Origin of the sequence: uncultured Sanguibacteroides sp. (genome assembly GCF_900543425.1) — a bacterium.
In the GTDB taxonomy this organism is placed as follows: domain Bacteria; phylum Bacteroidota; class Bacteroidia; order Bacteroidales; family Marinifilaceae; genus Gabonibacter.
In genome coordinates this window covers 134071-146665 of the sequence record NZ_UQRQ01000009.1, presented here as the reverse complement: position 1 = coordinate 146665, position 12595 = coordinate 134071, and the positions used below count along the sequence as shown (strand labels likewise).

5 protein-coding genes and 1 tRNA gene are annotated in these 12595 nt (G+C 39.3%); 4 read left to right on the top strand and 2 right to left on the bottom strand.

Annotation, left to right across the window (positions count from 1 at the left end; all coding sequences use genetic code 11):
* The first annotated feature begins 101 nt into the window (after positions 1-101).
* From QZR76_RS07075 to QZR76_RS07065, 3 genes are all read left to right on the top strand, one after another.
* A tRNA-Met gene (locus QZR76_RS07075) sits at positions 102-175 on the top strand.
* 357 nt (positions 176-532) lie between these two features.
* On the top strand, positions 533-3292 hold the full coding sequence (locus QZR76_RS07070; RefSeq protein ID WP_294141704.1) for an ATP-binding protein: 2760 nt from the start codon (positions 533-535) through the stop codon (positions 3290-3292).
* Entirely contained in the window at positions 3289-6420 is a 3132-nt protein-coding gene (locus QZR76_RS07065; RefSeq protein WP_294141703.1) for an ATP-binding protein, read from the top strand. Before QZR76_RS07070 ends, QZR76_RS07065 begins: the two co-directional genes overlap by 4 nt.
* A gap of 44 nt (positions 6421-6464) precedes the next feature.
* On the opposite strand, the gene QZR76_RS07060 is transcribed toward QZR76_RS07065, so the two are convergent.
* Positions 6465-9686, bottom strand: a complete 3222-nt coding sequence (locus QZR76_RS07060; RefSeq protein ID WP_294141701.1) for a S41 family peptidase — start codon at positions 9684-9686, stop codon at positions 6465-6467.
* Positions 9687-9831: 145 nt separating this feature from the next.
* On the bottom strand, positions 9832-10623 hold the full coding sequence (locus QZR76_RS07055; RefSeq protein ID WP_294141699.1) for a DeoR/GlpR family DNA-binding transcription regulator: 792 nt from the start codon (positions 10621-10623) through the stop codon (positions 9832-9834).
* A gap of 208 nt (positions 10624-10831) precedes the next feature.
* Between QZR76_RS07055 and QZR76_RS07050 the strand changes: the two genes are divergently transcribed.
* Entirely contained in the window at positions 10832-12397 is a 1566-nt protein-coding gene (locus QZR76_RS07050) for a glycerol-3-phosphate dehydrogenase/oxidase (protein ID WP_294141697.1), read from the top strand.
* Positions 12398-12595 lie beyond the last annotated feature (198 nt).

The window sequence follows — 12595 nt, the reverse complement described above, 5'->3', positions numbered from 1 at the left end:
GAAGTTAAGCCCGTTAGCGCCGATGGTACTGCCGCCAGGTGGGAGAGTAGGTCGATGCCGAATTTCCAAAAATCGTTCTAATAAGTTAGAGCGATTTTTCTGGCGAGGTAGCTCAGCTGGTTAGAGCGCATGATTCATAATCATGAGGTCTCCGGTTCAATCCCGGATCTCGCTACAAGCTAAAAAGGAAGTAAAAGCCACGAGAGATCGTGGCTTTTTTTATTGTAAATTAGGCTCACGAGCGGAATCGTCAATCTACAATTTACAATCGATAGTGATAGTGGATAGTGTTTCAAAAAGCGTGTCAATCCCCATTTGATTGCTTTGATAAATGAAAAATAATTCCAATTTAAAGAAAATTTACATAGAATTAAATTATTGAAAATTATAAGGTAAATAATTGATGTTTTTTCTTTTATTATAAATACATTTGGAGATTATTTTAGTGATGTATCAAACGATAGCTATGTAGATGGAATTTAAATCTGTTTAGAGGGCTTTTGTGTTATACGGATGACTTATATATAAGATCATGGGCATATTCTCTAACATATTTATTTCTCGTAATAAAAAATCTACCGGATCTTTTTCACAAGAATTGATAGGTAATAAATCGGAAGTATGGAGTGATAAATGGATCTCGTTGATTCCGGATATGATGTTTATTCATGATGAAAGGTTGAATATCCTGAAGGTATTAAATGCTGATGACTCTCTTTTGCCTTTTCCTTCGCGGGATATGGAGGGAATGAATGTGCGGGAGATCATTCAGGATAAAGAGATGGCAGAGACTTATATGTTTTATTTGAGAGAATCTTTGAAAACCCGCCAGCCAAAACGTTTTGAATTTAATTTACCGTTACATGACAGGCTTGTCTATTTTGAAGTCTGTACGGCCTATTTGGATGAGAATCGAGTGGTTACTTTTCTTCGAGATATAACGGAAAATACATTACATCGAATCGAAGCAGAGAAATTGCGTACATTTTTAAGCCGGGCTCTTGAAAGTATAGCTATTCCTACTTCCATTAAAGATATGGAAACAGAGAAGTATATATTTTGGAGTAACCAGTCGATTATTTTTGGATTGCCGGCGGAAAAAGTGATAGGACGTTCGGAGGAGTTGTTTATGAGTGAAAAGGATACCAAGGAACGTCAGGAATTTGATCGTAAGTTGGCAGATGAAAATGGTCATTATCAAGGTGTTGAAAAAATGATATTGGCCGATGGTATGGAACATTCTTTAATGGTAACCAAAAATATATTTTTGTATGGGAAATCCAAATGGTTAGTATGTAGCGCATTGGATATCACGGATATGCAAAAACAACAAATGCAGATAGAATCTGTTACCCAGAGATTAATGCTTGCTTTACACATCGCTAAGTTAATGCTTTGGTTTTTTGATATGAAGAGACAGGTCTTTGTTATGGATTCTAAACATTTGGAAGGAATTTATGGAGAGGCATCGGATAAGGATATCGAACTTCCGTTTCAAGTTTTTTTTGATATGATCCATCCGGAAGATCGAATAAATATTCAGGAAGATTTTAAACGCTTGTCTGAAGGTAAAATGCATAACGTGCAAGAAACCGTGAGAGCTGATTTTCGGAGAACCGGATCTTATATATGGGTGGAGATACATGCTTCTGTTGAAAAATGTGATTCATCCGGAATGCCTATCCAATTAATAGGTACGATAGCTTCGGTCGATCAGCATAAAAAAATGGAAGTTTCATTAATGGAGGCAAAAGAAGAACTGGAAATAACCAATTCTATTTTATCTTCCGTGTTGAGTCTTTCCAATGTTTTGCCTTGGGATTGTGATGTTCCTTCCCAGATCTTTTCTTGTGATTATTTTATTTATCATCATGAAAGTCAATCGAAACCGATTAACGGGAAGTATTATTGCTCGGTAGAGAAATATATCAATTCCATTCATCCGGAGTTCAGAGAACATATGATGTCTGTTTTTACTGATTTATTGAATGGGAAGCGGAAGGATTTTCATGAGATTTATCAAGTGCATTGGTACAACGATAGAGAGTATGAATGGATCGAAAAACAGGGGGCGGTTTACGAGTATGATTTGTCAGGAAAACCCAAGACTATTATTGGTTCAAGCGTAGTTATTACCGGACGGAAGCGAATGGAACAAAACTTATTATTGGCCAAGGAACAGGCTGAAGAGAGTAATCGATTGAAATCAGCTTTTTTGGCGAATATGAGTCACGAGATCCGGACTCCTTTGAATGCAATTGTCGGTTTCTCGAACGTCTTGGCTCAAACAGATAACGAAGAGGAAAAACAAGAGTACTTAAGTATTATTGAACACAATAATACTTTATTATTGCAACTTATCGGAGATATCTTGGATTTATCGAAAATTGAGGCCGGGACCCTGGAGTTTATTTATTCCGATGTAGATATAAATCAGTTGCTTGAAGGTGTAGAACAGATGACTAAATTAAGGGTGAATAGCGGTTTGGTTTCTGTTGTCTTTACCGAGCGGATGCCGTTGTGTATCGTTCGAACGGAAAAAAATCGTCTACTTCAAGTTATTAATAATTTTATTACGAATGCGATTAAATTTACGGAGCAAGGAGAGATTCGTTTGGGGTATCGTTTGCAGGAAGATGGGTATTTATATTTTTATGTAGCAGATACCGGTTGTGGTATTCCGACAGATAAGTTGGAGCAGGTTTTCGGACGCTTTGTGAAATTGAATAATTTTGCACAAGGAACCGGCTTAGGATTGGCAATTAGCGAAACCATAGTGAAACGTTTGGGTGGAGATATCGGAGTGGAGTCTGCCGAAGGTAAAGGATCCGTATTTTGGTTTACCATTCCGTATGTTCCGGTAGAATCGACAACCTCTATTAAATCTCCGGAGGTGTCTGATTTTTGTTTATCAGACATTTCGGTTGATCAGAAGCCAACCATTCTCATCGCGGAAGATAATTCGGATAATTATAAATTATATGAAACCGTATTACAGAGAGATTATAATCTTCTTCATGCGTTTAACGGTAAGGAGGCTGTTCAATTGTATAAAGAATATCTTCCGTCTTTGATATTAATGGATTTAAAAATGCCGGAGATGGGAGGTTACGAGGCCGCAGGAGAGATACGTAAGTTATCCGATAGTGTCGTTATCGTTGCCGTGACGGCCTTTGCTTTTGCCGAAGATGAGCAACGGGTTTATCATAGTGGTTTTAATGATTACATCACGAAACCTATCCGGGTTGGTGTATTAAAAGAGAAGGTGCAAGAATTCTTGAATTTTGTATGATTTTTATTATGGGTATTGTAAGCATGAATTGGTTTGCAAGAAAAAGTATAATCGTATTGTACTTTTTTCTCCAAATAGCAGGGGGTATATCGACAGTTGCTGCCAAAGATGTATTTGCTAAAGAGGATTATGTATTAATTATTAATACTTATACGGAGAGTGATCCTTGGAGTGGTGTTATTATTCAGAGGTTGGCGGCTTCTCTTGTCCTGCACGATTTGCCAAGGGTATATACGGAACATATGAATATGTTACTGATTGAAACGGAAGAGGAGCTAACGGATTATAAAAATCATTTGTTTGACCAATATAAAGAAAAAGTTCCTTCAGCTATAGTATTGCTTGGTAATACTGCTTGGGGGGTATTTAAAGATGATATTTATGCACATTGGAAGGATGTTCCGGTTTTGCTTTGTGCTGAATATGAGTTTGTCGGTCCTGTGACGAATTATTTGGAAAAAAAAGCCGTTGCTGATCACGATAAGATCCCGTTGGCAGAAGACGTGAAAGGACGTAATGTAACCGTTGTTTATTATCCTCGTTACGTGAAGGAGACGATTTCGATGATGCAACATTTGTTGCCGGATATGGAGGAGTTATTGTTTATTTCGGATCAGCGGTATATTGGGGCAGAAACAAGAAAAGAGGTAGAGCAGCTTGTTAAAAATGATTTTCCTGATTTGAAGCTTCGATTTTTGACAGAAGGTAAAGTAAGTACGGATTCTTTACTTGTGACTTTAAAAGATATAGACTCTCATACAGGAGTTTTATTTTTGTTTTGGTTTGTTCATTCAGAACGGCTGGGGGAGCATTTTATTTCTGTTAGTTTGAACTTGACGTTAGAAAGTTTTACCTCTCAGCCTATTTTTACTTTGTATGATGTAGGAGATGGATTTACATTGACCGGAGGATATGTCTTACCTTTAAATATTGTTCCGGATAAATTGGGACAAGAAATGAGGGCAATATTAACAGGACAACGAGTAAAACGAATTGAGAATCAGGATATGTATAAGCCACGGCCTGTTCTTAATTATCATAATCTGCAGGTAAAAGGGATTACAGAATCGTTGTATCCTAAGAATGCATTTTATTATCATAAGGCGGAGAGTATATGGGAAAGATATAAATATGGAATACTGATTATAGGCCTTTGCGTACTGTGTGTCTTACTTGTATTGCTGGTGCGGATGCGAGGTAAAACGATAGAGATAAATTTACTCTCTAAATACCAGGATTTATTTGAAGGAATGCCTATTGCTTTTTTACAGTTTCAATTATTGAGGGATGATAAGGGAACTACATATGACGGGGTGGTAATAGATGTAAATCCTCGATTTGAAAAAGAGTTCAAAGGTAAGGGATCTGTTGTCGGGAAAAGGGTAAGCGGGTATGGAAACTTTTCTTGTAAAGAATTTATTGAGATTTGTGATTATGTTTTAAAAAAGAACAGTAGTTTGATTTATCCCCATTATTATGTAGAGTCAGATAAATATTATGATACCTTGGTTGCCCCTTCCAAACAGAAGGATATTTTGAATATTTTTATGATTGATAATACGAAATTGAATAAGACGCAACAGCAATTGCGTACGACCAATCATAAACTTTCCGTCGCGTTAGAGGTTGCTAATGTCATTCCTTGGAAATGGGATTTGGAAAAAGGAACTATCCTATGTGATATTAATCGGGCTACTGCCCCGGGAGGTGCAGATGTGGAACAAGAAAATATATCAGTACCTTATACAGAATATTTTTCTAAGATATGCAAGGAGGATAGGGATAAAGTCTGGAGTGCTTTTCAGGATCTGATAAAAGGTAAATCGGATAAGGTGGTAGAGGAGTATCGTATTCTGGAACATCAGGATCATCATTCAAAATACGAGTGGGTAGAGGCAAAAGCTACGGTAGATTCCTGGAATGAGGATGGATTACCTAAAACATTGGTAGGCTCTTCTTTGGTGATTACCCGAAGAAAAGAGATGGAATTGGATTTGCTTACGGCTAAGGAAAAGGCAGAGGAGTCTAACCGTTTAAAATCGGCTTTTTTGGCGAATATGAGCCATGAAATCAGAACACCTTTGAATGCGATTGTCGGTTTCTCGAATATATTGTCTTTTACGGAGAACGAAAATGAGAAACGAGAATACGTCAATATTATTGAAAGTAATAATGCTTTATTGTTGCAATTAATAGGTGATATCTTGGATTTATCGAAGATTGAGGCGGGATCATTGGAATTTGTTTATTCCGATATTAATTTGAATGAGTTGTTGAAAGAGATCGAAACCTCTTCCCAATTGAAGGCGAATTCCAAAAATCTAACGGTTTGTTTCACGGAACATCTGCCCCAATGTCATGTAAATACAGTTAAGAGTCGATTAAGCCAGGTTTTGACAAATTTGATTACGAATGCGATAAAATTCACGGAAGTGGGGGGAGTACAGTTCGGTTATCGGCTCTTGTCGGATGATTTTCTCTATTTCTTTGTCACGGATACCGGATGTGGGATTGCTGAGGAGAAGCAAAAAAGCGTATTTAAGCGTTTTGTGAAATTGAATCATTTTGAGCAAGGCTCCGGATTGGGATTAAGTATATGTGAAATGATCGTTAAAACGATGGGTGGAGATATCGGGGTAAGTTCTGAAGAGGGTAAAGGAGCTACTTTCTGGTTTACCATTCCTTATCGGATCGTGGAAAAGTTTGTCGATATAAAAGGAAAAGAGTATCACATGATACCGGTGGAGGATGATAAGTTGACTTTACTGATAGCAGAAGACAATGCCAGTAATTATAAGTTGTTCGAATCTATACTGAAAAAAGATTATCGTATCATACATGCTTGGAATGGGCAGGAAGCCGTGGAATTGTTTAAGAGTGATAAACCTCATATGGTACTTATGGATATTAATATGCCTGTTATGGATGGTTATGAGGCGACGGCGGAGATTCGGAAGATTTCAGAAGATATTCCCATTATGGCGATTACCGCATATGCTTATGCTTCTGATGAGCAACGTGTTATGGAAAGTGGTTTTGATGCTTATGCCTCTAAACCTATTAATGCACAAAATCTTCGGCAAAAAATTGTAGAATTAGTAAAAGCCCGGATGCTATTTGCATTTTGAAATAGTAAAAAGAGCAACTCTGATGGTGAGTTGCTCTTTTATTTTTATTTATTATCGAGGTCTTCCAGTAAGGCTTTTACGGTAGCCTCGACCTGAAGGTCTCTTCCCTTTATTGCGCTTGCCGGGTCGTTATTGACTTTTATATCCGGTTCCAATTGAAGGTTTTCCAAATAGCGTCCCTGGTTATCTTTCATGCCCACCTGGGGAATACCGAATACAAGAGTCGGATCTTGTTGAAGTTCCCACCATACGGCAGTCATGGTTCCGGGAACCGGCATTCCGACTAATTTACCGAGTTTCATCTCTTTATAAGCCCACGGGAAGCCGTGTGCATTGCTGTAATTGTCCTCACTCATAATAACGGCAGAAGGTTTTGCCCATTGAAATAGAGGATCCCGTCCGATGTATTGCCCTCTGGGGACAAATTGAGCGTATATGCTACCGCTTAATAGCGTGAGCAGGTCTTCGTGAAGCCAGCCTCCTCCGTTAGAACGTGTATCGATAATGATGGCTTCCCGGTTGCGGTAACGTCCGAGCAGTTCGGAAAAAACCTCCCGGAAGCTTTGGCTGTCCATGGCTTTGACATGGATATAGCCGATTCTGCCCTGAGATAATTTGTCTACCAGAGCTTTGCGTTGTTTTACCCAACGTCCGTACAATAGAGCACTTTCTTGACGCGAAGAAATCGGTTTCACGTATTCTTCCCAGCGTGTTTTGGTTGTCGGATCATAAAGAGAAAGGAGAACCCTTTTCCCTGCTAAATTTTGTAATAGTTGAAAATAATCTTTTCCTGCTTCGATTTCTTGCTGGTTGATCTTTTCGATGACGGTTCCTGCTTTAATTTTGGTGTCGGCAGAGACAAGCGGGCCCTTCTCGATAATTTCTTCGATTTTTAAGCCGTTCCCTTTGTACTTGGAGTCATAAAAGGCCCCCAGGGAGGCTGTTTGAATTTTACTGTATGATCCGAAATATCTTGCACCCGTGTGAGAGGCATTTAGTTCGCCTAATAATTCACTGAGTAGGTCCGCGAAGTCGTAATTGTTATTGATGTGCGGTAAAAAGCGCTCATAGGCTTTTTTATAAAAATTCCAATCCAACTGATGAAGGTCCGGATCGTAGAATTTATCTTTTACTTGCCTCCAGGCGTGTTCGTATATGTATTGGCGTTCGGCTGCTCTTTGAAGTTCCAATTCGGCATTGAATTGCAATGGAGTTACTTTTCCGGAATTGACATCAATCTTGCTGAGGCGTCCGCCTGACAACATATAAATGTTTTTACCCTCTTTATCCATTTCCATGCTGGCATACCGACTGTTTAATTTGGATAGAATACGGGTACTGCCTTCTTTGAGATCTCTTACCCATAGGTCGTAGCCTCCTTCGAAGCGGCTCATGTAAAAGAGCTTATTCGCATCGTTCGTCAGGATAGCATCGCCTAAATTGGAAGAGTTGATCGTGAGACGTGCTATACGATCTTCCAGATTCGTAAAGTCGATATTCAGTTCTGGGAGTTTATCTTTTTTCTCCGTTGACTTTTCTTCTTTTTGTTTTTTGTCGTTTTGGGCGATCTCTTTGGCTAAGACAGATTCTTCCTTGTCTCTTTTGAACTCATCCCAAGCTTCCGTATCCAGGAATAGGGCATAAACATCGTATTGGGAACCCCAGCTCCCGTGACTACGGTAACCTTGTCTGTCTGTGGACCAGATGATCACTTTACCGTTCATCATCCATTTAGGGTTACTGTCATTATAACCGCTATTGGTCAGGTTATGAATTTCTCCGCTACCATCGGCTTTCACAAGAGCGATGTCCGTGTATTGCCAACCTCCTTTTTCGAAATATTGAGCCAATATCCATTTCCCGTCCGGTGACCATTGATACCATTGATCGCCATCTGAGTACGAGTAATTGTATTTCCCGTCCAGTACGGTTCTTGTTTTTTTGTTTTTAAGCTGGATCACTTTGATTTCAGTTCTGTTTTCCAGGTAAGCGATCTCTTTTCCGTCTGGAGAAAAAGCCGGTTGAAAACAGGCATTTTTACTGTTCGTGATTTGAGATTCTTTGATCTCTCTCGCGTATGTGAACTGGTGATCCGTACTATCGACCAGGGAGGAGACATAGATGTTCCATCCTCCGTTTCGTTCTCCGGCGTACACTAAGGATCGTCCGTCCGGGGAGAAACTCACGGAACGTTCTTGGGTCGGAGTATTGGTGATCCGTCTCGTTGTTCCGAATTCTACTGAACTGACAAAAATATCTCCTCTGAGAATGAAGGCAACTTCTTTTGCATTGGGAGATAATGCCATTTCTGTTGCTCCGTGGGTTAAATTTTGTAGAATTGAATGGGGTTCTACTTGATCGGTTATGATTTGGATCGTTAGTTTTTGAGGTTGTTCTCCTTCTTTACAGGTATAAATCTCTCCGTTGTAAAAATAACACAGGGTACCGTTATCGGACATGGAAAGAAAACGTACCGGATGTTTACGATGTTTGGTCAATTGTTTTACTTGCGAAGGATTTTCGAATGATAATTTGCATACATTGAAGTCCCCGAAGCGTTCGCTCAGGAAATAGATACTTTTTTCATCATTCGTGAAAATAGGATTTCGGTCTTCCACCTCTTTGTTCGTAATATTGGTGAATTTACCTGTTTTCAGATCGTGTAACCAGATGTCTCGAGTAACGGAAGAGGTATGGTGTTTGCGCCAATTGTCTTCATAACCTTTTCGATCATGGTAAACGATCTGGTCTCCTTTTTTATTAAAATGGATATCGTTAGCTTCAAAAGTCAGAAATTGTTCCGGTCTTCCGCCTGTTACGGGAACACGATACATTTGTGCACTATTGGGAAACTGTGTGTAATGAACGTCAGGTAAAATTGCTGCTCTGTAAATAATGCTTTTACCGTCTGGTGTAAAACATACCGGTGTTTCGGCATTGGAATGAAATGTAAGTCTGGTAGGAGAACCTCCTGTTGCCGGTATAATATAAACATCCAGCCCTCCTTCCCGATCTGACGCAAATGCGATGCTTTTTCCGTCCGGGGACCATATCGGTTGAGTGTCGTGGGCCGGATTCGTCGTGAGTTGCGTAGCTTTTCCTCCCTTACTGTCTACCGTAAACAGGTCTCCTTTATAACAGAATACGATGGTTTTCCCGTCTGGGGAGATAGCGGGATAACGCATCCATAATGCCTCTTGTTGCGCAGATGCATTTGAAATACTCAACATAGAGGTAATAAAAATGAAAAATAGGAATAGTTTCATGTTTAATTGTTTAAATAATTTGTTTGGTGTAAAAATAATAAAATATTGCATACGATTATCTCCCACGATATATTTTGAATATATTGCGTTTAAAACAATGGGATTAAATTTATGATCCAATCCATTGGAACGAAATGGGCTTGTGTTATATGTTGGACGAATGGGTGTCGGTTACCGTCACTTCGATTCCTCTTTCTTGCAAAGCGTTTAAAATTTTAGAGGGAATATTATTATCCGTGATAATATGATCAATGGCATCCAGGTCACAGATTTTACTAAAACCCCGTCGACCGAATTTAGAAGAATCTGCCAATACGATTGTTTTCTGTGAAGCTTTCATCATCACTCGGTTTAAATTGGCTTCCATCATATTGGTGGTAGTCAATCCGTACTCCAGATCAATTCCGTCGACGCCCATGAATAATTTGCTGCATGAAAAATATTCAAGCATATTCTCGGCATAATTCCCTACAACAGAGAGTGCGCTGTTTCGAACGAAACCTCCTAATTGAATGATATCGATGTTCGGATTACGAGCCAGTATATTGGTTACGTTTATTGCTGCGGTTATCACGGTGAGATGCCCTTGTGCCTGAATTTGTCTGGCGAGGGCATGCATGGTCGTTCCTGATGCAATTAAGATAGAATCATTAGGGGTAATCAGTTGGGCGGCACTTATTCCTATCAAACGTTTTTCTTCCGTGTAGAATTTTTCTTTTTCGCTAACATGCCGGTCGTTAATATACGGGTTGATAAGGATGGCACTACCGTGAGTACGGTACAGCATCTTTTTTTCCTCTAATAATGTTAAATCTTTTCGTATGGTGACGGAAGAGACCTTTAATTGATTGGCCAAGTCTACAACGGAAATGGAGCCTTGTTGACGTAAAGCTTCCAGAATATAATTATGCCTTTCCTTTACGGATAATGTTTTCATCCCTTTTTAGTTATAAATGTCGTCTATTGTAATGATATATACACCTGAGACTTATAAATTAAGTTGGACGAAGTTAATAATTTATTTTGAAGGCCGGATGAAGCTCCTTTAAAAAAAGAGAACTTTTATTATATTATTTCGTATGTTAACTTAGATGTCCGTGGTTTATTGACGAGCATCACATGGTATGGATATAAATTATAAACAGATGAAACGTAATGATTTAATCGGGGAAATTACAGATACATCTAAGACCTGGGATGTTGTAGTCATAGGGGGTGGAGCAACAGGACTTGGGGTTGCTGTCGATGCGGTACTTAGAGGATTTAGTGTCGCTTTATTTGAATATGATGATTTTGCGAAATGTACCTCCAGCAGGAGTACGAAGTTAGTTCACGGTGGTGTACGGTATTTGGCTCAAGGGGATGTAGGGCTTGTGCTGGAAGCTCTTTATGAACGCGGGCTATTGAAGAAGAATGCACCGCATTTGGTGAAGAATCAATCTTTTTTGATTCCTAATTATAGGTATTGGGATAATATTCTGTATACGGTCGGTTTGACCTTGTACGATCTTTTAGCAGGACGTTTGGGATTAGGGCGTTCTTTGTATGTATCCAAATCAAAATCTTTAAAACATATTCCTGTACTCCGTGAAAAGGGATTAAAGGGAGGTGTTATATATCACGACGGACAATTTGATGATTCCCGTCTGGCTGTTAATTTAGTACAGTCTTGTATAGATAACGGAGGATGTCCCATAAATCATATGAAGGTTACGGGGTTGATCCATAGTACGGAAGGGAAAGTGAAAGGTGTTGAAGTGATGGATATGGAAACCGAAAAGTCTTATAAGGTGCAAGCGAAAGTTGTTATTAATGCGGCAGGTGTATTTGTGGATGATATTATGCAAATGGATACTCCCACGGGAGAGCATATGGTGCGTCCCAGTCAGGGAGTTCATTTGGTTTTGGATAAATCGTTTCTGCAAAGCGATTACGCGATTATGATTCCGAAAACGGATGACGGTCGGGTACTTTTTGCCGTACCGTGGCACGATAAGGTTGTTGTCGGGACAACGGATACATTGCGGGAAAAACCGGAATTTGAACCCAAGCCTTTGGAGAAAGAGATTGAATTCATATTGAATACCGCGGGGAAGTATATGACACGTAAGCCTACCCGTAAGGATGTGTTATCCGCTTTTGCGGGTTTACGTCCTTTAGCTGCTCCTAAAAAAGAGGGGAAGAGTACGAAAGAGATTTCGCGTAGCCATAAAATTATCGTTTCTCCGAATAATCTGATTACTATTACGGGAGGAAAATGGACGACTTATCGGCGAATGGCAGAAGATACCGTAGATCAGGCTATAAAAATGCAACTACTGGAGGATCGGAAATGCATGACAAAAACGTATCATATTCACGGTTATCATTTGAAACCGGATCTTTCGGATCATTTATATGTCTATGGGTCTGATGTGGATGCGATAAAGGAATTGATGGATAGCGATCCGGCAATGAAAGAGAAGTTAAGCCCTAAATACGATTATACGGTAGCGGAAGTGGTATGGGCTGTCAGGGAAGAGATGGCCAGAAATGTGGAGGATGTTCTGGCCAGAAGGGTTCGGTTGTTGTTTCTCGATGCCCGGGTTGCGGTTGCGGTAGCCCCGAAAGTCGCTGAAATTGTCGCAAAGGAGTTGGGATATGATAAGGCTTGGGAAAAATCACAAATAGAGCAATTTGAAAAAACAGCTGCGAATTATATTTTGGTTTAAACAGGGGGCTGGATACATCGAATATTCCTAAAAGAAAAAGATCTTTGTACCGTAAATAAATCTGCTTTGGGAATGACATCTTGTTGTGATTAGAAACATTTATTTTGATTTATTGTTTCGTTTTGTTTCGAATTAAGTGAAAATAATTGCGTTTTTGTTTTGAATTATTTCGTTTTGTTTGTTTCTTTGTAACAAAAC